20 protein-coding genes are annotated in these 23,082 nt (G+C 44.4%); 4 read left to right on the top strand and 16 right to left on the bottom strand.

What is annotated here, in order from left to right; all coding sequences use genetic code 11:
- Positions 1-8: 8 nt before the first annotated feature.
- The 4 genes from miaA to mutS are packed head-to-tail and all read right to left on the bottom strand — an operon-like array spanning position 9 to position 6,572.
- Positions 9-989, bottom strand: coding sequence for a tRNA (adenosine(37)-N6)-dimethylallyltransferase MiaA (miaA, locus tag MKX60_RS22385; RefSeq protein ID WP_076283510.1), 981 nt, complete (start codon positions 987-989; stop codon positions 9-11).
- Positions 979-1,758 carry a class I SAM-dependent methyltransferase gene (locus tag MKX60_RS22390; RefSeq protein ID WP_341061012.1) on the bottom strand — a complete coding sequence of 260 codons (780 nt, stop codon included), beginning with the start codon at positions 1,756-1,758 and terminating at the stop codon, positions 979-981. Before MKX60_RS22390 ends, miaA begins: the two co-directional genes overlap by 11 nt.
- Positions 1,759-1,800: 42 nt before the next feature.
- Positions 1,801-3,786 carry a DNA mismatch repair endonuclease MutL gene (mutL, locus tag MKX60_RS22395; RefSeq protein WP_081393015.1) on the bottom strand — a complete coding sequence of 662 codons (1,986 nt, stop codon included), beginning with the start codon at positions 3,784-3,786 and terminating at the stop codon, positions 1,801-1,803.
- Positions 3,787-3,818: 32 nt separating this feature from the next.
- A complete protein-coding gene (mutS, locus tag MKX60_RS22400; RefSeq protein ID WP_341061013.1) occupies positions 3,819-6,572 on the bottom strand; it encodes a DNA mismatch repair protein MutS in 2,754 nt (917 codons plus the stop codon).
- Positions 6,573-6,847: 275 nt separating this feature from the next.
- On the opposite strand from mutS, the gene MKX60_RS22405 reads away from it, so the two are divergent.
- Positions 6,848-7,645 carry a GNAT family N-acetyltransferase gene (locus tag MKX60_RS22405; protein WP_341061014.1) on the top strand — a complete coding sequence of 266 codons (798 nt, stop codon included), beginning with the start codon at positions 6,848-6,850 and terminating at the stop codon, positions 7,643-7,645.
- A 114-nt stretch (positions 7,646-7,759) separates the two neighbouring features.
- Here MKX60_RS22405 and MKX60_RS22410 read toward each other — a convergent pair whose 3' ends face one another.
- From MKX60_RS22410 to MKX60_RS22440, 7 genes are all read right to left on the bottom strand, one after another.
- Complete coding sequence (locus MKX60_RS22410) at positions 7,760-8,752, bottom strand: putative amidoligase domain-containing protein (protein WP_341061015.1); 993 nt, start codon at positions 8,750-8,752, stop codon at positions 7,760-7,762.
- 608 nt (positions 8,753-9,360) lie between these two features.
- A complete protein-coding gene (locus MKX60_RS22415) occupies positions 9,361-9,918 on the bottom strand; it encodes an outer spore coat protein CotE (RefSeq protein WP_036687755.1) in 558 nt (185 codons plus the stop codon).
- 225 nt (positions 9,919-10,143) lie between these two features.
- The gene (locus MKX60_RS22420) at positions 10,144-11,166 is read right to left on the bottom strand and encodes an HD-GYP domain-containing protein (protein WP_052404322.1); all 1,023 of its coding nucleotides are present in this window, start codon (positions 11,164-11,166) and stop codon (positions 10,144-10,146) included.
- Positions 11,167-11,331: 165 nt separating this feature from the next.
- On the bottom strand, positions 11,332-12,318 hold the full coding sequence (locus tag MKX60_RS22425) for an aromatic acid exporter family protein (RefSeq protein ID WP_042188904.1): 987 nt from the start codon (positions 12,316-12,318) through the stop codon (positions 11,332-11,334).
- A 95-nt stretch (positions 12,319-12,413) separates the two neighbouring features.
- Complete coding sequence (locus tag MKX60_RS22430) at positions 12,414-13,250, bottom strand: ABC transporter permease (protein WP_042188906.1); 837 nt, start codon at positions 13,248-13,250, stop codon at positions 12,414-12,416.
- Complete coding sequence (locus MKX60_RS22435) at positions 13,250-14,026, bottom strand: ABC transporter ATP-binding protein (RefSeq protein WP_076283504.1); 777 nt, start codon at positions 14,024-14,026, stop codon at positions 13,250-13,252. The genes MKX60_RS22430 and MKX60_RS22435 overlap by 1 nt, the downstream gene beginning before the upstream one ends.
- 52 nt (positions 14,027-14,078) lie before the next feature.
- Positions 14,079-15,101 carry an ABC transporter substrate-binding protein gene (locus MKX60_RS22440; protein WP_076298778.1) on the bottom strand — a complete coding sequence of 341 codons (1,023 nt, stop codon included), beginning with the start codon at positions 15,099-15,101 and terminating at the stop codon, positions 14,079-14,081.
- A gap of 273 nt (positions 15,102-15,374) precedes the next feature.
- Between MKX60_RS22440 and MKX60_RS22445 the strand changes: the two genes are divergently transcribed.
- Positions 15,375-17,069 carry an alpha-amylase family glycosyl hydrolase gene (locus tag MKX60_RS22445; RefSeq protein WP_341061017.1) on the top strand — a complete coding sequence of 565 codons (1,695 nt, stop codon included), beginning with the start codon at positions 15,375-15,377 and terminating at the stop codon, positions 17,067-17,069.
- Here the strand turns inward: MKX60_RS22445 and MKX60_RS22450 are convergent.
- Positions 17,056-17,724 (bottom strand): hypothetical protein, encoded by a 669-nt coding sequence (locus tag MKX60_RS22450; RefSeq protein WP_341061018.1) that lies wholly within the window; start codon positions 17,722-17,724, stop codon positions 17,056-17,058. The genes MKX60_RS22445 and MKX60_RS22450 overlap by 14 nt on opposite strands.
- Before the next feature lie 142 nt (positions 17,725-17,866).
- Between MKX60_RS22450 and MKX60_RS22455 the strand changes: the two genes are divergently transcribed.
- Entirely contained in the window at positions 17,867-18,106 is a 240-nt protein-coding gene (locus MKX60_RS22455; RefSeq protein ID WP_042128392.1) for a hypothetical protein, read from the top strand.
- A gap of 496 nt (positions 18,107-18,602) precedes the next feature.
- Entirely contained in the window at positions 18,603-19,229 is a 627-nt protein-coding gene (locus MKX60_RS22460; RefSeq protein ID WP_042188917.1) for an FMN-dependent NADH-azoreductase, read from the top strand.
- A gap of 120 nt (positions 19,230-19,349) precedes the next feature.
- Here MKX60_RS22460 and rsgA read toward each other — a convergent pair whose 3' ends face one another.
- From rsgA to MKX60_RS22480, 4 genes are all read right to left on the bottom strand, one after another.
- Positions 19,350-20,441 carry a ribosome small subunit-dependent GTPase A gene (rsgA, locus tag MKX60_RS22465; RefSeq protein WP_339265141.1) on the bottom strand — a complete coding sequence of 364 codons (1,092 nt, stop codon included), beginning with the start codon at positions 20,439-20,441 and terminating at the stop codon, positions 19,350-19,352.
- Between the two features lie 497 nt (positions 20,442-20,938).
- Positions 20,939-21,610, bottom strand: coding sequence for an HAD family hydrolase (locus tag MKX60_RS22470; protein WP_042188921.1), 672 nt, complete (start codon positions 21,608-21,610; stop codon positions 20,939-20,941).
- 161 nt (positions 21,611-21,771) lie between these two features.
- Positions 21,772-22,227: a DUF3939 domain-containing protein gene (locus MKX60_RS22475; RefSeq protein ID WP_076283499.1), complete on the bottom strand. Its 456-nt coding sequence runs from the start codon at positions 22,225-22,227 to the stop codon at positions 21,772-21,774.
- Positions 22,228-22,348: 121 nt separating this feature from the next.
- Positions 22,349-22,945, bottom strand: a complete 597-nt coding sequence (locus MKX60_RS22480; RefSeq protein WP_340970396.1) for a DUF2087 domain-containing protein — start codon at positions 22,943-22,945, stop codon at positions 22,349-22,351.
- Between the last annotated feature and the right edge of the window lie 137 nt (positions 22,946-23,082).

The raw sequence follows: 23,082 nt of genomic DNA on the forward strand, positions 1-23,082 counted from the left end.
CCAATGGTTCAATTATATTGTTCAGAAGTATATTCAAGACCTGAGAGAAACTTTCCTGCTATTATAGCACGTATTTTCGAGAAATTCTCAGAAAAGTTTTGCTCACCTTCGACATCGATCCACTCGATTTCCTTCATGTGGCGAAACCATGACAACTGTCTTTTGGCGAATCGGCGAGTATCGCGTTTAAGCAGTATCACAGCTTCCTCAAGCGTCAGTTCCCCTGCGAGGTAAGCGGCAATTTCCTTGTAGCCCAGTCCCTGCATGGACACAAGGCTTCTGCTGTAGCCGTTTTCCAGCAGTCCCTTCACCTCAGCAACAAGACCATCCGCAAGCATGCTATCAATTCGGTCCTCAATACGTTTATATAGTATTTTCCGGTCCATTGTCAAACCGATAAGGCATAAGTCATAGGGCGACTCCTTCTTTTGAGCTGCATGAGAAGCGGAAAGTGTGGTGTTTGTCTGGTGATGAATTTCCAGTGCCCTTATAATTCTACGGCGGTCATTCGGATGCAATTTCGCTGCACTAACCGGATCAACGGCTTCAAGTCTGGCATGCAGCGCAAGCGCTCCATGTTCTTCTGCAAATTGATCCTGTTCTTTACGGAAAGCTTCGTCAGCCACAGCTTCAGAGAATTGAAAACCGTAACATAAGGACTCAATATAGAGACCCGTTCCCCCAACAATAAATGGAAGTTTCCCACGACTGCTTATCTCTTCGATAAGTCTGCTACCTTGTTCCTGAAATTCAGCTGCAGAATATGGGTCCTGTGGATCATGAATGTCGATTAGGTGGTGAGGAATTCCCATCATCTCAGCTGGAGTAATCTTAGCTGTACCAATATCCATACCACGATAAACCTGCATCGAATCTCCAGAAATAATCTCTGCGTTATATGCAGCCGCAAGCTCCAAACTTAACCTGGTTTTACCTACAGCTGTTGGTCCTAATAAGACTAGAACCTTATGTCTCTCTTTAGTTGTCAATGTGTATCACCCCGTACGATGTTTTGGAGTTGCTCCGGAGCAGCTCTGTAAAGCCAAGCCTTTCAAATTCGACGCTCAGAGCCTTCTCTTTCAAAAGAACAGTTTTACGGGCCACTCTTACCGCCTCAGCTACACTCTCTAGTGATAATGCTGCACGATTAGCAAACTGCCGCAAGGGGGAAATCGAAGCAGAACCGGTCAGCGGCACTCGGAACATAGGATCAAAGTACACAATATCTACACTTCGATCCGGTAGAGCACGTAAGTAGTCCAAATGTTCACTATGAACGACATTAATTCTACGCAAGGCCTCATTAACCCTTACTTGCCCAGAGGTATAATGCCGCATCCCTTCATAGAGCAGTGCATACAGCGGCAATGAGCTCTCCAGAGCGGTAATCTCTGAGGACTCACCACCATGCACAGCAAATAGCAACGAATCAGCACCTAGACCCGCTGTGCAATCTAGTACGCTATCTCCGGGAAGCATTCGAGCAGCGACAAGCATCGGTTCTATATCACCCTTTAGAATCCGTTTCGCACGAACGAAACCCATGCTTGGGTGAAACTCCATAGGCTCCATCCCTAATCGGTGTAAACGAACGGCTTCTTGAGAAAGAATTAGTATATCCTCATCTCCATAGTGTTCCACCATCTTGGGTATAGAGAATTTCTCGCGTGGAGCGTATTTACAGCCCGTTCTTTCTGCGAGATTCTGAGCTCGCTCTACAATATCCATTATCGGGCTATAACCCGTAGTTATAATCATGTTGCCTCCAGTCATACTTACAACAAATTTCTAATCGTACAATTACATCACCCGTTTGAACAATTTCTCTAAATCATAGGATGAAAAAGAAATCACAATCGGACGCCCATGTGGACAAGTATACGGCTGTCTGCATGCTGCCAGACGAGACAACAAGGCCTCGACTTCCTGTTCTGTTAGTTTCTGGTTGGCTTTGATGGAGGCTTTACACGAGCATAGAATAGACGATTTCTCTCGTAGCTTTGCTAGGTCAATCAATCGTTCACTCAAGACCCACTCCGCCATTTCTTCAACGATCGCCTTCTCCTCGCCTTCAGGAAACCAATACGGCAAAGATCGAATCAGAAAAGTTTGTCCTCCAAAATGTTCAAGGTACACTCCAGCCTGCTGAAACCAATGTAAACGTTCACTAAGTTGACGACTTTCCGAAGGCGTGAACTCAAGCGTAATTGGCAAAAGCAGATCCTGAGAAGCGTCTTCAGGACGACCGAACTTCTCATAAAAAAACTCGTAATTTATGCGTTCGTGAGCCGCATGTTGATCAATGAGATACAGTCCGCCGTCATTCTGAGCGATAATATAAGTCCCATGATGCTGTCCGATATAATTTAGTTCCGGGAAGGCAGGAAGCCCAGGTTCTTCATCGACTGGCGGTGCCCATAACGCTTGGGCAGAAGGAATCTGCCTCTGCAGGGATGAAGCTTCTTGCGGGCGATACCCATTAGCATAGTTGTTGCTCACATTATTTTGACGTCCTTGTGAAGAGGAAGACTGGTATCCTGAGCCGTAGGATGGAGCCGTTTCACGGGTCATCGGAGTATCAATCTGCCCCTCTTTTCTGAACTCACTGGCGCTCTGTTCAACATTTGATGGTTGTTGTCTACTAAAGGAACTACCAGATCCCTGAGGAACTGAATCCTTGCCCAACTCAGACGGTGGGGGTGCCGGAACTGACCCTTTAGAAAAAGCAAACTGCTCCTGTATAAATGAACTGCTGCCCTTTGGCCCAATGGTTTCTTTACCCGGACGCGGTATCAAACTTTGCCCTAACAATACTTTACGAATTTCTTGTTCAACAAACGTGTAAAGCTCATTCTCCTTACTAAACCGAACCTCCAGCTTAGCTGGATGAACATTGACATCCACAAGTGAAGGATGCATGTCCAGTTCGAGCACCAGCAGTGGATAGCGGTTAATCGGAAGTAAAGTATGATAAGCACGCATGATCGCTGCGTTCAGACCATTGCTGCGAATATATCGTCCTCCCACAATGGTAGTCACTGCGTTTCGATTTGAGCGTGTCCATTCCGGACGACTTATATAACCAGAAATACGATAATCCAAGTCCTCTGCCGCAATCGGCAACATAGCCTTAGCTGCGGAGGTTCCGTACACCGCTGCGATCACTTGCAGCAGATCACCATTACCAAGCGTGTGCAGCAGCTGATTGCCATTATGATGCAAGGTAAAAGAGATTCCCGGATGGGCTAACGCCATTCGATACATGGCATCCGATATATGACCAAGCTCCGTCTGGATACTCTTCATGTATTTCAGCCGTGCCGGTGTGTTAAAAAATAATTCACGCACCGCTAGATCGCTCCCACGGCCCGAAGGGGAATCTTCATTCCGAATTAAATTACCACCCTCAATATCAATCAGGCGTCCTTTGCCGTCATCGGCAGTAGCCGTTAGAAGAGAGACTTTGGATACCGCAGCAATACTTGGGAGCGCCTCACCACGGAACCCTAAGCTAGTGATCTGGAATAGATCACGCCCATTAGCGATTTTACTTGTAGCATGGCGATAAAAAGCGGTCTCGCAATCCTCAGGCTCGATCCCTGAGCCGTTATCTTTCACTCGGATGCTCTGTAAACCGCCTTCCTCCACCGAAACCTCAATCCTTGTGCTTCCTGCGTCAATAGCATTCTCAACTAGCTCCTTCACAACAGAAGCTGGTCGCTCTACAACTTCACCCGCAGCAATCTGGTTGGCAATATGCTCGTCCAATATATGAATTTTGGCCAATTTCATTCACCTCTTATTTAGGCAATCAATAATTAAAGATCCTTTGCTTTCATCTTCAGGTCGTTCAGCAGACTCATAGCCTGAAGCGGAGTCATATTCATAAGATCTGCGTTACGCACAGAAGTGATGAATTCTTTTATCGCAGGATTCTCTTGTACTTCAGTTACTACAGCCGACTGATTTGCACTACCCTTCCGATTCTTACGTGGTTCTTCCTCGCCAAAGATAGACAGTTGAACTACTTCATCTGCTATTGATGAATAGGAGTCTGCAGGAATCCCCGAAGTTTCTGCGATGACATTATCGGGTTGTTGGGTAGATGTAGTTGCGACCTCTTTTGCAGCGGCCTGACTTTCTAGTCCACCCCCATAATGAATAGAGGAACCACCTGGATGAGCCGCCTGCTCGATACTTTGAAGCAGACCGTAAGCACGATCAATGATCCCTTCAGGAAGCCCTGCTAGGCGTGCACAATAAATCCCATAGCTACTGTCTGCCGCTCCCGGAACAAGCTTACGCAGGAAGTTTACTTTATCCCCGCTCTCCTGTACGGCCATAGAGTAATTCTTAAGCCCTTTAAGACTTTCTTCTAAGTGGGCCAATTCATGAAAATGCGTCGAAACTAAAGCTTTGCAAGAAATGGTATCGTGCACATACTCAATTACCGCTTGTGCAATCGCCATGCCTTCACTCGTCGATGTTCCTCTACCAAGCTCATCTATGATAATTAAACTCCGGGCTGTTGCTTTTTCTGTCATGACCTGTATGTCGGCCATTTCTACCATAAATGTACTCTGACCTCCGATCAAATCATCAGCTGCCCCAATACGAGTAAAGATTCGATCAATTAGCGGAACTTCTGCACTGGTGGCCGGAACAAAACAGCCAATTTGAGCCATAATACAAATGAGTGCAACCTGCCGCATATAGGTACTTTTCCCAGCCATATTAGGACCAGTGATTAAAAGAATATTTCCATTTTCCTTACTTAGCGTACTTCCGTTTGCTATAAATGCCGAGTCCTTTAACACAGCCTCCACGACAGGATGACGACCACCTTCAAGTCGAAGATCGTACCCATCCGATAGAACAGGTTTTACGAAGCGATGCTCGGCACTGACGGCTGCCAGACATTGATACACATCAATCTCAGCTACCTTTTCCGCAAGATTCTGCAGTCGCGGAATTTGGCCGCTGATTCGATCACGCAGTTCAGTAAACAGGCTGTACTCCAAATCTGTCATCTTATCTTGCGCTTCAAGAATCAGTGCCTCTTTCTCTTTAAGCTCAGGTGTAACAAATCGCTCTGCATTTGCAAGCGTCTGCTTACGTTCATAACGCCCTTCCGGCAACGAAGCCAGATTGGATTTGGTGATCTCTATGAAATAACCGAAGATTTTGTTATATCCGATCTTCAGTGATTTGATGCCTGTGGCTTGCCGTTCTTTCGCTTCCAGTTCGGCGATCCAACGTTTACCATTACTACTAGCTTCCCGCAGCTCGTCCAACCTGGCATGATAACCAGAACGGATAATCCCTCCGTCTCGCACGGACACCGGCGCATCTTCAACAATTGCTCGATCTATATCCTCCCGTATCTCGGCACATTCATCCATGCTAGCACCGATCTCGCGTAAGGTTGCAGATCCCGAAGTCATACATAATTCCTTCAAAGCAGGGATTTGTGCCAGTGATAGCTTTAAGGCATTCATGTCACGACCATTCGCACTACCAAAGGCAATACGACCTACCAGCCGCTCTAAGTCATAAATTTCCTTCAACGCTAAACGCAGGTCCTCTCGAACAATAAACTGGTTGTACAAATAATCAACTGCTTCTAGGCGACGTTCGATCGGAGCGCGCTGCAACAGCGGCTTATCTATTCTACGACGTAACAATCGCGCACCCATGGATGTTTCGGTACGGTCTAGTAGCCATAGAAGAGATCCTTTTTTAGAACGTTCTCGGACCGTCTCTGTTAGCTCCAGATTTCGGCGTGTGAACGGATCAAGAATCATATAATTACCTGGTTCATAAGGAGAAATTTGACTAAGTTGTCCCATTGAACGTCGTTGCGTCTCGTTTAGATAGGAGATTAGCAGCGCTAGACATTGTCCACGTTCTTTCTCCAGACGAACCCATGCGGCTTCACCGAATTGTCGACGTGCCAGCTCCTCCTCACGTTTCTCCCAAGGTGTGTACACAACAGGTTTCGCCAACAGAGGCGTTTCACTACGTAAAAGCTCCAATAACGTCGGGTCTCCGATGATCTCAGCCGGTTCATAAATGCCAATCTCATCGCGCAGCCACTCTGCACCAGATAAAACTGAAGTAACATACAATTCACCTGTAGTTAAATCACATGCAGCTAATGCCATCATCCCATCACTTTCGGTTACACAAACAAGATAATTGTTGCTTTTGTCGGCAATGATTTTTCCATCCATAACTGTTCCAGGTGTCACGACACGTACGATATCCCGTTTCACCATTCCCTTTGTGACAGAAGCATCCTCTAATTGCTCACAAATAGCGACTTTATATCCTTTTTCAATCAGGCGTTGAATATAACCCTCGGCGGCGTGATAAGGTACTCCACACATCGGGATCTTCTCTGCGCCCCCGCCTTCGCGACCTGTCAACGTAATTTCAAGCTCCTTAGAAGCCAAAATGGCATCTTCAAAGAACATTTCATAGAAATCGCCCAGTCTAAAAAATAGGAAGGCATCCTTTGCCCCTTCCTTCACTTTTAAATATTGCTCAATCATCGGCGTATATTGTGCCATGGTCAACCTCCATGCCTATTTATTGCTGTCCTCCATTATAACAGAAAATTTGCGTACAAAGTCACCCTGCATCCGCATAGAAGTTCATTCATCTCGATCCTCAGACAAAAAATCACGAAATCCGACACTATTACTGAAGCTCATTGGGTAGTACCTTTTGTTTATATTTCAAGCATCCATCGTTCATTAGAAGGAGGTGTATTCTTCTGCATCTTAATATTGTAAAATCTTAACACAGAGCGTTAGATCATAAGAAAATAAAAGGAGAATATCAAATGATACGAAGACTTACGGAGGATGATCGGGAACTTCTAATGGCGTTGCTACAGAAAGAGCCTGCGCTTAATTTGTTCATCATTGGAGATGTAGAGAATTTCGGGTTTGAACAGGATTTTATGGCATTGTGGGGAGAAATAGATCCATCTGATGGTCGGATAAAAGCCGTGCTATTACGTTTCTATAGAAGCTATCTTCCTTACGCGGATGGGCCGTTTGATGTGGAAGGATTCGCTACAATCATGCGACAAGATAACGATATTCATATGATTTCCGGTGTAACCGAAGTGGTAAAGGCCTTTGACGGAGTAATTAACTTTAAACAAGAAAAGCAATTATACTTTGCTGAGCTAAAGGAAATGAATGCCAAAATTAAACAGTACTCTTCTTCCGTTGATAACATTAATATAGCAACCATCCAGGATGTGGAAGCGATTTGTTCGCTTACGGATACAATAGAAGAGTTTGAAAGCAGTCGGGATGGATCGAGAACTAGCCTACGTAAAACATTGGCGACTGGCACTGGCCGTACGTATTATATGAAACGTGAAGATCAGGTGATTACAACGGCCTCAACATCAGCGGAAAATTCCATGTCAGCTATGATTGTAGGGGTTGCCACTCATCAAGCATTCAGAGAGCAAGGATTAGCTACAAGCGTAGTTGCACAGCTATGCACAGACTTACTCTCTGAAGGGAAATCTTTATGCCTCTTTTATGACAACCCTCATGCTGGGGTCATATACAAACGACTTGGATTTCAAGATATCGGCTCTTGGAGCATCTTGTACATGTAGACAAGCATAAACGCCTTCGGCGTCCTTATTAGGACGGTAAGCGTTTATGCGAGAAATATTAGATATAAGGGATATGTGAAAAACTAATACTTTCTAATATTTTGAAATATAAGCTCAAGCTTTAACTTTGCTGCACCACAGCTCACGGATATCGCGAGATTCATCCCACGTTCGTTTAGAGGCGATATACTGAAATAAAGGCTCTATGTATTGGGCGGCCTTCTCGTAGCCGCCTAGAGAGCGTAGCTGCGCCAGCAGAGGGGGTACTGCGTCGCGCAGCGAGGATTTATCGCCGCCGTAGTAGGCGATATGCAGGTCTTCCCGGTCAAGCGGGCGTAGCGTCAGGTCTTCATAATGGCTCACGATAAGGTGAGCCAGATAGACCGCGCCTTTAGCGATGACCGGGGATACCAGGAAGCTCGGCAAAGTCCGGTACTCAAAGCCGCCATGCGGCTGAATCCGGAAATCGCCGAGCACGCCGTAACGAGGACGACGCGCTCCCGCGCGGACGTCCTCAAGCAAAAGCATCGGCAGCGCGAGATAGTTGTCGAGCGCGCGCAAAAGCGGCGCCGTCAGCGTCACGCCGCTGAAGTGCAAATGGCCGCCGAGGGCCCAGCCCGTCAGCGGCATACCTCCCGCCCGCCAGCGCAGCGTGCGGTCGGCGATGAGCCGGTCCGCCGTAGCCGCGGCGGACATCAGCTGCGCCAGCAGCGCGCGTGGTTCCCCGCGCGGCTGGGGGCGCAGCTCGGCGACCGGGGACGCGCCCCGCGTTCCCGGAGGTCCGGCGTCGCAGCCTGCGACGCCGTCCGTGGGCAGGTACCGCGACGCAGGCACGACGCGGCCCGTGGACTCCCGGAGGATGATAAACTCCGGGTCCATGCCCATGAGCAGGCCGCTGCGGCCTGGCTGCTCCAGAGCAAGGCTCCGTTCCAGCGCTAATGCTGCGGAACGATAAGGCTCTGGCAATGATTTGCCGGAACTCTGTAGTAGTGGAGTGAGTCCCTCCACGACATACCTCCGGTTCCCCATTGCCCTCAGCAGGACCTCACCGCTATCCAGCCCCAAGCTGTACAAAGTCCGAACAGCAATACGCTGAAGTAATTTCATTACTCCACGCCATACTCCTGGTGCAGCCCCCATTGATTCGCTGCTATCGACTCTATCCATTCGCACAGCCCCGGCTAGCAAATCGGAGGCTGCGCGCATACCTGGGCCTGCTCCTAGTGGAGTGATCTGCAGAACGTTCAAATTATACACGAGTATGTTATAGCACTGTTTATGGGCCTTATCGGAAGGCAGAGTATCATATGTATCTTCTAAGCGATTTCTTTCACCAGAAGTCTGGTTTCTCCGCAGAGATGCTTCTGAGCCCTTCATTCGCAACAGTTCCTGCTTACTAGACGAAGTGAGCGTCGCTTCAATCCCGCTCCGAAATAATCTAGACTCTCTCTGTGCTGATGACAATCCCCAATACACCTTAAACCCCTCATTCATTCTCCTGCCCCTCCATCCATCGCAGCCCAAGATTGAAAGCCCTGCAGTAGCACTTCTTGCCCATTCATATGAACCAAGTTGTTCTTCATCCACTCTGATTCCAGTTTTAATTCTAAAAATAAATAAAAAAAAGGAGGGCATTCGCCCTCTACGCCGCCGCCCTCCCTACATATAATGGACCATAACCCATCAGTACTCAGTTAGCGGCGGCGTATCCTTCCTTACAGTTCATCATCCAGATTGTCAGGGTCTAGATCATCGTAATCGAAGCTATCACCTTCAAAATCATAATCCTTGTCTTCTGGATCATCGCTTTGCTCAGTGACATACACACGGACTTTGGTCTCAGCCACCAACTCCACTTCGAATTCGCGCTCTACGCGAAGTGTCACACTGCCTCCGCCTGGCGATACGCCCGCTTCTACACAGTTGGGTTCCTGCGTTGCCTCCGCAGAGACCTCAACGGTAGAAGTGCGGTGTCTCGTGTCCAAGTACGAAAGCGGAATGAGCTCCACATAGGAGACCGTTTCTTTAGCTACCTCGGTCTGCTTGTTCTTGTCGTACGAGTACCAGATGTTTACATCGTAAGTACCAATTACTTCGATTCCGTTCCCGGCGGCAACCGCTTCGTACTGGTGGTTGATAATCCAAGCCCCCAGAATACTAGTCGGGTGATGTGGCGGAGTCACGGTATGGGTTGCTGTAGAGAACTTACGACCTTTGCCGCAAATTGCCTTCGTAATGATCTCCCTTGTTTGACGTTTATGGCTTAATGACATCTTTAAACCTCCTCCATACAATCATTCACTATCAAGTGTATGCAGGTTCTAGGCATTTGTTGATTGTTAGTCTATAAATAAATTTGAGTAAGCCCTCCAGAGGGTCTTATCAGGAGACTTATAGTTCATTTTATTTCAAAATTTGTACAGATATGAGTAGATTATAAAAATGGTCCAGCCTGATACATATCCATTCTGAACGTTAAAAAAACCTTATAAAGCCCGCTATTGCGGGATTACGCGCATAATACCAATAGATCTATGTTTGCTCAGGTCAATAAAATCGTCATCAATATTCACGAGGGGACGCAGTGGATCAGTAGCAAGAATCATAATGATTTTTCCTGTCCGTCCATCAGTCAATTCCACTTCATTCCCTATCATTGACTGCATTAACTTATTAATAAAGACTCTACAAATATAAGGGTCAAGCTTGCCAAATACGTTTTCCTCCATCTGCAGCAACACTTCATAAAGAGGTGAAGCTTTACGATAAAACCGGTCGGATGTCATCGCATGGAACACGTCTGCTACTGCAACAATTTTACTGAAATCAGTGATCCGATTCCCAAGTACGCCGAATGGATAACCACTGCCGTCCATTCTTTCATGATGCTGCAGGGCGACGAGCGCTTGCAAATGATTGGTTCCAATAGTGTCCCGGATCATCTCGTATCCATAGGTCGTATGCTTTTTCATAAGCTGATACTCCTCAGCGGTCAACGGGCCCGGCCGGGTTAATAATTCATCCGGAATCCTCATTTTTCCGATATCATGAAGGGTCGCTGCGATCGTCAGCATACTCAAATCCTCAGGCTTTAATTTTAGCCATTTACCTAGCAATGTAGATAAAATACCAACCGCTACATTATGTCTGTATGTATAATCATCCTTGGACTGCAATGCAGCCAATACGCCGTAGAAGTCATTCTTTTCGCTTACCTGCTGAATAAACGGAATGACTTCATTTCTAACTTCAAGCATAGGAATTCGTTTGTTTTTGTTATGACGAAGCTGTTCAAAAATATTTTCTATCGCAGCTGTGCAATCATCGATTGCAAGTTGGAAAAATTCCGCGCTATCCAGCTGTACGACGTCATGAGACTCTAGGGTGATCTTATGTTGATTAATTAATCGTATATGCTCAGCACTTAATAAAGTCAATGCGGGTAAAACAAATACTCCTTTGTCATTAAAAAGGTTAGCTATAAGCTGTTTTCCTATAAATGATTCCATAACTTTGTCCATACGCCTCACCTGCCAATGCGGAAAATTCGACTACCGAACTTCCTGCTATTATTTGAACTCACCATAAAATCGTTAATCATATCCTGTGATCAACTTTTAGCTCATACATATCTTATCGTGATTTTGACAGAGATAGTTAATACTTCAGTTTATTAAAGCCTCAATTTAAGCCTTATTTCGAATCTTCAAACGTTTCTCCGGCTTGTAACTGACCGGGATTTTATGCCGCTTAGCGATCTTTAAATAAAGTGCCAGTTCCCTGCATAACTGAAGAATAGCTGAGCGCACTTCAAATTCCTCACGTGTCTCTGGCAGATCCATTTCTTCGAATTCTCTTGTTAGCTCGTCCAGTAAATGTTCAGTTCGTCCAGTATATTCTTCCGCAAGCACATCCCCGCTAAGCTGGTCAAATAACTCAGCAACCATCTCCCCATGCGGTAAATGGCGGTACACTTGAGAAAGCAGCTGCATCATACTTTGAATCGATTCCAGTTGCTCCTTCCGCATGTAGAAATAAACATTCCATGCTTCATCAGGATGAATAACATGATTCTCCATCTCACGGGTAGCTGCCGTTAATCCCCGCTGCACTGTATTATCTGCGTCAATTAATTCTTTGCCGTCCCAAATATACGCAGGATCTCGAAGCGTTCGGGCCATCTGTGTAAAAATAACCGAAAAATAGCGATCCACTTCCTTACGGATCCCATAAATGACCCCACCAGTCTGAGGCATGTAAATCAAGTTTACCAGCCCTGCTGAACCGAGCCCGATAGCAAGAAGCTCTATTTGCTGCAACAGGACATGGAGCGATAGTTCAGCTTGTCCAAACACGCGAAACACGATAACCGAGCTGGTGACAATTCCTTCTTTGTAGCCAGACTTTACAATCATCGGAAAGCCCACGAGTACATACAGCCCGAGCACCCAGTAATGGAACCCTAGAAGCCAGAATAGGATGCAGCCAAAAAAGAGTCCCACGAGCGAGGCTAAAAAACGAGCCGTTATCGTTCGGAAACTCCTTTTCAAAGTAACCTCAACACCCAAAATTGCCAGCAAGCCTGCACTCTGCGCATTAGGTATACCCACTGCAGACGCAACTAATACGGATAATAACGTAGCTGCTGCTGTTTTTATCACACGAAATCCCATAGCCTTATCTCTCCTTACAAGCACTAACCCAATAAATAGGTAAAGATATAGACATGTTACAAGATTTTGTGTACGGACACAATATTACATAAGGTTCATCGCCGGGATAACAGCCGCTTCTCAAGATATACCACTAATTGATACATTGCTGTAGCCACGGCCGCGATAATCAAAAGACTGGACATCACTAGCGTGAAATTAAAGACCTGGAAACCATAAATAATCAGATAACCCAGACCCGATTTAGCGACCAGGAACTCCCCTACGATAACTCCTACCCATGACATCCCCACATTCACTTTTAAGGTGGAGACCACCGTCGGGAACGAGGCTGGAAGAATTACTTTAAAAAACACCTGAACTCTAGAAGCTCCGAAGGAACGAACCACCTTAACCAGATTCGGATCCACACTGCAAAAACTATTGTACACAACAAGCGTCGTTATAATCACCGTTATAGATAAAGTAGTAACAACGATAGCAGTGAATCCGGCTCCGAACATGACGATAAAAATCGGCCCCAGCGCCACCTTCGGCATACTGTTAAATACGACCATATACGGATCAAGCACTGCTGATAAAAAAGGAGACCACCAAATGATCACAGCAAGTAGTGTCCCTAATAGCGTTCCTAGTACAAAGCCTACCGCAGTCTCACCTACCGTCATCCCCAGATGCGGCCACAAGCTTCCACTGACCATATCTCCCCAGATCTGCCGGAAGATTTTTGTGGGATAGCTGAATAATAGCTCATCAATCCAGCCCATTCTTGCGCCAGCTTCCCAGAGAACAAAAAACAGCAGTAACAGACTGCTCCTTACAACAATCACCTGATTGCGCCAGCGGTGCTTCGTTTTTTTATAATCGCCATGCAATTGTTGTAGCCACTGTTCACGGGAAGCTAATAACCCCGATTGCTCCGTATGCTTCATTAGCTTTCCCTCCCTGCAATCTCCATCTCTTTCCATATTTCATGAAAAAGCTCCGAAAAGCCTGGCTGATCACGTGCAAATAGCGGAGGTGCTGACCGGATTTGCTCTGGCACTGAAAATACTTTTCGGATCTTCCCTGGATTTCGTTGTAGAAGAATAACACTGCTGCTTACCGCAATGGCCTCAGATAGATCATGAGTAACTAATATTGCAGTTGTCCCCCTGCTGCGTAAGGTCTCAGAGACCAAATCTTCCAGCTGTAATTTGATCTGGTAATCAAGTGCCGAGAACGGCTCGTCTAGTAGAAGGAGTCCAGGATTCGTTGCCAAGGTGCGTACCAGAGCTACTCTCTGCCGCATCCCACCTGATAACTGAGTAGGAAAGGCGTGCTCTTTGCCCTCTAAGCCCATCTCTCGAAGTAGCTCCAACGTCCGCTTTCTGCTCTCTTCGTTCAAGTTTCCAGTCAGCTCTAGTCCTAGAATGGCATTATCCAGAATACTCCGCCAAGGAAAAAGATAATCTTGCTGCAGCATATACCCAACCTCTGGTGAGGGTCCCATAATGGGCTCTCCATTTACGAACACTTCGCCTTGAGATGGCTGCAGCAGTCCTGCAATAATCGATAGGAGAGTCGTCTTACCGCAACCACTTGGTCCGACTAAGCTAACGAACTCTCCTTGCTCGACATTAAGGTTCAGGTCCTCAACGGCCAGTGAAGCTTCACGGTCGCCAAGATAGGCATGCGTTACTCCCTTTAATTGCACTACTGGAAGCATTGTCAGCCCCTCCTTCAATTTACACATCTTATTTAGGATCTTTGGTTCTCTCTTATTTTGAAGTGCTGCTCGTTATGCTCTTCTCAGCTTTCTCAGCAAAACTGTTATTCACTATTTTGTCAGCGGGAACGCGTTCTTTAAGCTCACCAGCATTATCAATGACATCGAGCAAATTGTTCCATTCTTCTTGATCTATAATTGGATTAACCGCATAGGTATCCTGTTCCTTATAACGTTTGACTGCAGAAACCACGATATCTTTATCTGTCTTATCAAAATAAGTCATTATCGCATCCGCAATTTCTTCAGGGCTATGTTCCTTCACCCAAAGCTGAGCACGCTGGATCGCATTTGTGAACTTCTGTACCGTGTCTCCATTTTTACTAATATAGCTGTTCTTAGACATAAACACGGTGTACGGTAAATAGCCGCTTTCCACACCAAACGAAGCCACTACTGCACCTCGGTTCTCACGTTCAAAGATTGAAGCCTGTGGTTCAAACAGCTGCACATAATCGCCTGTACCTGAAGCAAAAGCACCGGCAATATTAGCAAAGTCAATATTTTGGATCAAGGTAATGTCTTTAGTAGGATCTATTCCTTTTTTAGATAAAGTAAACGCACCTGCCATTTGTGGCATTCCGCCTTTTCTTTGCCCCAGGAAGGTAGAACCCTTTACTTTATCCCAGTTAAACGCTCCGTCAGCTTTACGGGCAAACAAGAACGTTCCATCCCTCTGAGTCAGCTGTGCAAAATTAATGACCGGATCATCTGAACCCTGTTGATACACATAAATGGAGGTTTCAGAACCTACCAATGCAACATCGATGGCACCTGAGAGGAGTGCAGTCATGGTTTTATCTCCACCGGGGATCGTCTGTAGTTCTACGTCAAGTCCTTCGTCTTTAAAGAAATTTTGTGATAAGGCAACATATTCGGGTGCATAAAAGACAGAACGGGTGACTTCACCAATCTTCACCTGTACCAACTCTGACTTTCCGCCGCAACCGGCAAGCACTGAAAAGCATAAAGTAATGATCATGAGCGACAATGACAGCTTTTTCCTAATCTTCATTCTTCATTCTCCTTTCTTACCGGGTCCTTCGCCCTTGCTTAAAGCATATGCAGATGCCTACGAAAAGGTTAAAACCTCCAATAACCTAGGGAAATCCTAGAATAACCATGATACTAGCGACTTTTATTGAAGGAATGGATAAATATCGTTTAATTTGCTGTTTTTGTATCTGTGCAAACGTTTTACCAATGGGGATGCATTCGAGTACTATAGGAAATAAAGCGCTTTCCATTTCTTGAATTAGAAAATTTGCAATAGAAGGAGTTGTTACATATGTATAAAGGTGTTACATTCAAAACCAAAAAAATCACAATATGCTCTCTGGTGGGCATCAGTCTAACCACATTACTGCTGTCCGGTTGTTCTGGTAATCAAAGCAACAAAACATCCATTGCCACGCCCTCCCCTAAAGCAGACTCCATTCAGAGCACCGTTACACCTCAAGCATTGATAAATAAGACGGATGAACAACCTTCCGCTGTTTATTATGAATTATTTGTTCGTTCCTTCTATGATTCAGACGGCGATGGCATTGGAGATCTAAAAGGGATCACCCAAAAGCTGGATTACTTAAATGATGGGAATCCTGAAACCACGACTGATTTGGGGATTGGCGGGATTTGGCTCATGCCCATCAACCCATCACCAAGCTATCATGGATATGATGTAACCGATTATCGTGCGATTAATCCTGATTATGGGACGATTGAGGATATGCAGGAGCTAATTAAAGAAGCGCATAAACGAGGAATAAAAATAATTATGGATTTGGTTGTGAATCATACCTCCAAAGAACACCCATGGTTCGTAGACTCGGCTAAAAACAGTGACAGCAAATATCGCGATTGGTACGTCTGGGCTGAAGATCAAGGTCGTCCCGCAAATGGAGCCAGCGCTGCTGGCGGTGGCAGTGCGTGGCATTCTATACTTGGCAGTAATTATCTGGGCGGATTTTGGGAAGGAATGCCTGATCTGAATTTCGATAATACAGAAGTTCGTACTGAAATGAAGGACATCGGAAAATTTTGGCTGGAGCAAGGTGTGGATGGCTTCCGACTAGATGCTGCGAAGCATATCTACGAAGATCTTTTGAGTGATAAAAGTGAGGCTACTACCGCTAAAAATGTATCCTGGTGGCAGGAGTTCCGCAAGGCTATGAATGAAGTAAATCCAGAGGCATATATAGTTGGCGAGGTCTGGGAGAATTCTGCTGTCACTGTCGGAGCTTATTTAGATCAAGCTTTTAACTCAAGCTTTAACTTTGGCTTAGCAGAAACACTGGTGAACTCTGTAAAAACTGAAAAAGACAGCGGGACGGCCTTTACGCTGGAACGAACCTATAAATTGTATTCCAAAATATCCGATAACCAATTTACCGATGCTACTTTCTTGACGAATCATGATCAAAACAGAGTCATGAGTCAATTAGACAATAACCCGAATCATGCAAAAATGGCAGCAGCCCTACTATTAACTTTGCCTGGGAATCCTTTTATCTATTATGGTGAAGAAATTGGAATGCGCGGTGTGAAGCCAGATGAAGGACTTCGAGAGCCTATGAGATGGAGTGCAGCTGATCAAGGAGAGGGGCAGACTACTTGGGAGGCCGGACGTAATAATGCGGGTGCGATAAACGTTGATGTTGAGAGCCAGCTGAATGACAGTGGTTCAATGCTAGAAAGATATCGCGAGCTTATTGCGCTAAGAAATGAGATTCCTGCGCTCCGGGATGGCGGAATCCGTGACTATGCTTCTGGCAATCCCGGGGTTATGGCTTACGAACGACTAACAACACAGGATCAGGTGCTCGTCGTTCATAACCTTACTGGAGAAGAACAAACTATTGTACTACAACCCAATGTCGAGGGTTTCTCTTACTCCAAGATCCTAAAGACGATTGCTGTCAAATCGATCTTGAATTCAGATCAACTTACCCTCCCTCCTTATTCAACTGCTATTGTGGAGTGAGAAATGCGGAAGAATGTAACACCCACTTTGTTACTGACCCACATAATTGAGCTTTTGTAATCGGGAGGGCTATAAGCCAGTCTTTGGATGGATCACTGCTCATTCGTAACAACCAGCCACTGGAATGATCGCCTAAGAAGCGTGCTTTCTGGAAGCTCCATCCACTGTCACTGGACGTACAGATTCGTAATTCTCCTTCCGCCATGAAGCACTTCATTACCCGTGCTAGTTGGATGGAATGTACATCATCCCCTGTCTCTGCTGCTAAACAATCTGAGAGCATTTGCAGCGTGGATGAGCATGAGCTTTTTTTCAGCTCCTCAAATTTTCTTTTTGACATTAGTAATGCCGGAATCCCGTGATTAAAGAGCTCCTTCATGTTCTCACATTCGAACAGCTGAAGACAAAAGCTCTCCGTTTCACTTTCATCCTTTAATTCATAGGGCAGGGTTTCCGGGTTACTATTGCAGATTACTAGTATACGGTCTTTATGTATTTGCAGACACAGATCCTTCATTTCCTCCTTCTCTTTATATTTCAATCTACAGATCCGTTCTGCGTTTAAACCTGTATGTAACTGATCCAGAACTGCTTGCCCCATTACTTCATCTGGAAATAAAAAATGCGTTAAATCGGCCAATCCATTGTCATTCACATCATTGTATCCTTCCTGTATTTCATATATATGTATATTAATCTAACAATCTTTATGTTATCATAAGCTAATTTTAAGGTAAAATTAAGAAACAAAGGGTATTATCATTAACATGAAATACTTTTAGCGAGGTGTCTTCAAAATGAGAATGCTCATCACATTTCAGAACAAACTTGTACCTGTGTATTTCACAACAGAAAATAAACAGCCCACTCAAAAAGTACTTAGATTACTTAACAGTACGTTGGAGCTCAAAATTCAAAAGGGCAAGAATGCTATCCAGAAATGCCTGAATTCATTAATTAGTATCGAAATTAAAGGCTCTGAGGCTATATTGCACAGTTATAGTGAGAATGATTCATTGGCGCTATCCCTCTATTAATAGAGGGGTAGTTTTTTTGTAAAGTTTCTTTTATCCTTTGGCAGACAAAACAGCAAGTCTCTGAAAGAGACTTGCTGTTTTTAAGTTTTGCAGCTTTAGTAATGAATGATTACACCAGTATGGGACAATATCAGCTAATCTTATAGTTCTTATTCTCTGCTTTTTCAGCCTTCTGTATTCGAAGTTTAAAGAGTCTCACTAAATTTTGGCGTGTATGCTCTTCGTGACAGCTATCCAATTTCTTAATGATAAACCGATCAATGGACATGTCCATCGCTCCTTTTAATTCATTCAGATCCTTATGAATATAGGGAATATTTTCCTGTTTCCTTGTAAGTTTATTAACCGGGATTTCTATTATTCAAACTCTTGTTCCTTTATAAAATACTCTTTCCCCCCTAAAAAAAATCACAAAAAAATAATTTACAAACAAAAAAATACATGCTATATTATTTATAGTTAATATTAAATACACACATCCAAGGGAGCAATCATAATGTCTAATGTTTTATTTATCAAAGCAAACAACCGTCCAGCAGAACAATCCGTAAGTGTTAAGCTTTACAATGAATTTTTGGAGAACTACAAACTTAACAATCCAGAAGATGAAATCACTGAACTTGATTTGTTCGCAGAGCAACTTCCTTACTACGACAATACCCTGATCACTGGTATGTACAAAGCTGCTCAAGGTTACGAACTAACAGCTGAAGAAGCAGCAGGTGCTGCTGTAGTTAATAAATATCTGGAACAGTTTATCGCTGCTGATAAAGTAGTATTCGGTTTCCCACTGTGGAACATGACTGTACCAGCTGTATTGCATACTTATGTCGATTACCTTTGCCAAGCTGGCAAAACATTCTCTTACACTGCTGAAGGTCCAGTTGGTCTTTTGACAGGTAAAAAAGCAATCGTACTGAACGCTAGAGGTGGCATTTATTCCGAAGGTCCTGCAGCAAGTGCTGAAATGGCTGTAAACTTCATCGTTGGTAACCTTAACCTTTGGGGTATCAAAGATATTACTCAAGTAATCATCGAAGGTCACAACCAACTTCCTGCACAATCCGCTGAAATTATTGAGAACGGATTGCAATTGGCTAAGGAAACTGCAGCATCGTTCTAATACAAGCTATAAGAGAATTTAATAAAAAAGGGTGACTCTGAGCTCAGGGTCACCCTTTTTTTTGACTATCTAGCCTATTGGAACACTACTCTTGGCTCCGTCGCTGTCTATAAAGTTCTTCTAATACTCATCAAGTTCTTTACGCCAACCGTACCCTCTAGTCCTTGTCGAATGAACTTTAGAAGAAGCTGCAGTTTTTCTCTTGAGCTTCACCTCTTTGGTGCTCTGGTACAGCAGCTCCCGCTGTGTCTTTCGGTAGTTCAGCAGTCTCTTCTCTTCGAGCTCACCGTTATGAACCGCTTCAAGTACCGCACAGCCCTCCTCACGTTCATGTCTACAGTTACTAAACCGACATGCAGCAGCTAAGCTGCTAATATCACTGAACGCCAGATCTAATCCACCCTCATCTTCCCACAGCTGCAGCTCACGCATCCCTGGTGTGTCTACTATGATTCCTCCGTCCGGCATAATAAACAGTTCACGGTGGGTAGTGGTATGACGTCCACGGCTATCTCCTTCTCTTACATCCTGTGTAAGCTGAAGATTCTTTCCACATAACCAGTTGACCATCGTAGATTTGCCGCAGCCTGATGAGCCCGTTAGAGCTACTGTCTGTCCACTCCCAATGTAAGGCAGCAACTTCTCACGGCCATTATCTTGCAGTGCACTAACCGCATGAACAGGCACACCTGGAGCGGCGCTTTCCATTTCGGCAATTTTACTCTCTGCATCTAGACAAAGATCTGCTTTGGTCAGTAGAATGACTGGATTGGCCCCGCTGTTCCAAGCCATGATTAAGTATCTCTCCATCCGCCGAACATTAAAGTCATCATTCAAAGCACTGACCAGAAATAAAGTGTCTACATTCGAGGCAACAATCTGCTCCTCTTGTGTGTTACCAGCTACCTTGCGTGAGATGACACTATGCCGAGGCAATATCCCATGTAAAATCGCATGCTCGCCGCCATCCTGCATTGAAAGAGCCACCCAGTCGCCGATCGCAGGAAAATCACCTGAAGCGACAAACGTATGTCTCAGCTTGCCTGATAGCTCCCCCCATGTCTCTCCCAAATCAGTCATCACCCTATACTTACTGCCAAAATCGCCTACAATTCTTCCGGGAACAAGCCGTTTATCCTCCGTCTCCTTCCACTGTTCATCCCATTTTGAACTCCAATTTTCATTCCAACCATATTGCTGTATGTTAGTCATTTGAATCCTCCTAAAGATCTGTTTAAGTTTTTGTTTTTATTTACCATGTACTGCTAGCATTTTCCGAGAACACAAAAAGCCGTCGGAATTTAAGACTCCGGCGGCGGTCACACTTCATGAACTCCTCTAGGACGAAAAGGACAAAAAGTGTACACATAATCAGGAAAATGTCTCATCCTAAAAACAAGGACAAGTTCATTTTCCCGTGCGATATATAGAGAAATAGACAATTAACTACAATTCCTATCGATTCTATATACGCAAAAAAAGCCGCCGGACCCAATACGGTTCCCGCGGCTCTAATAAGCGTAATAGAGCTTACCTGCTAAACTGCACGAATAACTTATTCGGCAGCCGCTGTTCCCGGAAGACACGTATCCACAACAGTTGAGTTCATTACATTTAAAACTGTCATAAAACATCGTCTCCTTCCGAAATAAGATGCTGTTATCATAAACGGCGCTGCCGTATAATGTCAACTATAAATTTTGATAAAATTACAAAATGGACTTAAGCTCATTCAACTCGTAGATTATCTTCCAAGGTTGTATGTCCAATTGCTCGTCCCAGGCATGTTTTCTTTGCAGCCAAATGCCTTGTAGCCCTGCTTTCCCTGCACCCCAGATATCATTCACCGGGTGATCTCCAATAAACAATGTCTGATCCGCAGTAACTCCCAATCTGTCTAATGCAAGTTGATAAATCTTAGGATCAGGCTTAGCAATTTCTACTTCTCCAGAAATGACAATAGCCTTGAAGTACTCTCGCAGGGCAAGGGTATCAATTTTGGTGTTCTGGATATCTACTTTGCCGTTGGTAACCAGACCAAGTATATAACCGCGCTCTTTGCAGTACTTCAGAACGTCCACAGCATCCTTCATCGTAGCACCATGATTGATATAACTTGCATCATAATATGCACGAATATGTTCAGCCGTAACTGGTGTTTCCCAAGGCAGTACCTCGCTTAGCTCTACGAAGAATCCGTCCTTATCACGGTAACCATCAGCATCTCTGTGAATCATATCTTCTACTACCTTCTGCGCTTCTTCAGCTTCCAAATGTCCTAGAAAATCCTGAACAAACTGAGTACTAAAACTGCGAAATGTATGGTCACGATCCATTAAAGTATTATCCAAATCAAATAATATAGCTTGTACTTCTTTCATCAAGCGATTCCCCTTATATGCTGTTGATTATAAAAATTTAACTTACAGAAATCTATTGTACTATGCCTTTGAAGACAATGAAAAGACCATTCTGTAAAAAGGAACTGCTGTCTCCCCTTCTACCGAACAGTCTTTATAGGCTTTATATTTGATTTATTCATTTACTCAAAATGCTCCGCACGATGTGTCAGCATCATTTCCTCTTCTGTGATATACAGTGGGAAAGGAGGGGTTTCTTTGAGATAACTTTCTGTGGCTAGCAAACGATAATGAACCTCAGGCAACCATGCATCTTCAACAAGTGGCAACTGTCCTGTATCACTGATGTAATTGTCTACAGCGGACTGAACCATATCAAGGTAATACGGAACAAGCTTATCTTGTTCCTCGAAAACTTCATAGGTCTCGCGTGACATATAGAAATTCTGCTCTGGAATTCCTCCTAAATACCGTTTTAGTCTGCTCAGATCTATTCTTTTGTCGTCAAGGATTAAAGCTGTTCTATTAATGAGCGCAGGCATATCTTCTTCAAACTGTCTGATCGCCTGCTTGACTTGGGTTAGGGTAACGGTAATATGATCGGATTGGGGTTGTTTTTTTGTGCGTTTAAAAAACATAAGACAAGTCTCCTTTCGAAAAACTATCTTTGTTAACGCTTACAATTCTATTATATTCGAATTCCTCCCTCTTAATCAGCATATTTCCAAAAGACACAAATTGTTAACAACTTTATGATCATTATTTGACATCTTCCCAACGCATCCAAATTTCTTGGGGATTAAGTTCATATTTATCATTCTCACGATACATAAACTGATGCATAATAAATTCACGCCGAATGGTAGCAAAATCTTCATGGAACTGCTTAATAAACTCGTTAATTTCCTTCTCACTATAAACTACCCCTGGCTCTAGCTTCTCAACCATGAACTGAAGTGCGATCAGTTTCTTCTTATATTGTGCCGGGATTTGCCGAAGCCGCCCATCCTTCGAAAAAAAGTTACGCAGCACAGACTCCTTTAGACTATTTTCAGGTGATTTCTCTTCCATATTTCTCGCTCCTTTCGAAAAAATAAACTGAAGTGAAGCCTCAGCGCCACTACTAATGAATTCTGGATTCAACTTAAAATAAACTGTATTTTTGTCACGTCGTTCCTTTATTAGAGCTGCTTCACGCAATTTCGCTGCATGATGAGTTACCGTTGGTTGTGATAAATTCAATTTCTCAGCCAGCGCTTGTCCGTGCATTTCTCCTTGTGACAGAAGCAACAATAAACGAAGACGTGTTGGGTCAGCCAAAGCTTTATGATAGTTCACTATTTTTTCTAACTGCATTGGAATCACACTCCTTCACCTTCAAAAGCTAGATACATATTAGATATACATCTAATTATATAACAATCAACATTATGCTTGCAATGGTTATTGTGTTTAATCTTATGCTTATGGCAAAATGAATGAATTTAGGGTAG

It is taken from the genome of Paenibacillus sp. FSL R5-0914 (genome assembly GCF_038004525.1).
In the GTDB taxonomy this organism is placed as follows: Bacteria; Bacillota; Bacilli; order Paenibacillales; family Paenibacillaceae; genus Paenibacillus_AQ.

Coding starts and splice junctions, on each gene's coding strand:
- MKX60_RS22445 (WP_341061017.1), top strand. CDS start 15,375: ATGTATAAAGGTGTTACATTCAAAACCAAAAAAATCACAATATGCTCT.
- rsgA (WP_339265141.1), bottom strand. CDS start 20,441: ATGACTAACATACAGCAATATGGTTGGAATGAAAATTGGAGTTCAAAA.
- MKX60_RS22415 (WP_036687755.1), bottom strand. CDS start 9,918: ATGTCATTAAGCCATAAACGTCAAACAAGGGAGATCATTACGAAGGCA.
- MKX60_RS22390 (WP_341061012.1), bottom strand. CDS start 1,758: ATGATTATAACTACGGGTTATAGCCCGATAATGGATATTGTAGAGCGA.
- MKX60_RS22480 (WP_340970396.1), bottom strand. CDS start 22,945: ATGCAGTTAGAAAAAATAGTGAACTATCATAAAGCTTTGGCTGACCCA.
- MKX60_RS22475 (WP_076283499.1), bottom strand. CDS start 22,227: ATGTTTTTTAAACGCACAAAAAAACAACCCCAATCCGATCATATTACC.
- MKX60_RS22405 (WP_341061014.1), top strand. CDS start 6,848: ATGATACGAAGACTTACGGAGGATGATCGGGAACTTCTAATGGCGTTG.
- MKX60_RS22460 (WP_042188917.1), top strand. CDS start 18,603: ATGTCTAATGTTTTATTTATCAAAGCAAACAACCGTCCAGCAGAACAA.
- MKX60_RS22470 (WP_042188921.1), bottom strand. CDS start 21,610: ATGAAAGAAGTACAAGCTATATTATTTGATTTGGATAATACTTTAATG.
- MKX60_RS22410 (WP_341061015.1), bottom strand. CDS start 8,752: ATGAAATTACTTCAGCGTATTGCTGTTCGGACTTTGTACAGCTTGGGG.
- MKX60_RS22435 (WP_076283504.1), bottom strand. CDS start 14,026: ATGCTTCCAGTAGTGCAATTAAAGGGAGTAACGCATGCCTATCTTGGC.
- MKX60_RS22455 (WP_042128392.1), top strand. CDS start 17,867: ATGAGAATGCTCATCACATTTCAGAACAAACTTGTACCTGTGTATTTC.
- MKX60_RS22430 (WP_042188906.1), bottom strand. CDS start 13,250: ATGAAGCATACGGAGCAATCGGGGTTATTAGCTTCCCGTGAACAGTGG.
- MKX60_RS22425 (WP_042188904.1), bottom strand. CDS start 12,318: ATGGGATTTCGTGTGATAAAAACAGCAGCAGCTACGTTATTATCCGTA.
- MKX60_RS22420 (WP_052404322.1), bottom strand. CDS start 11,166: ATGGACAAAGTTATGGAATCATTTATAGGAAAACAGCTTATAGCTAAC.
- MKX60_RS22440 (WP_076298778.1), bottom strand. CDS start 15,101: ATGAAGATTAGGAAAAAGCTGTCATTGTCGCTCATGATCATTACTTTA.
- mutS (WP_341061013.1), bottom strand. CDS start 6,572: ATGGCACAATATACGCCGATGATTGAGCAATATTTAAAAGTGAAGGAA.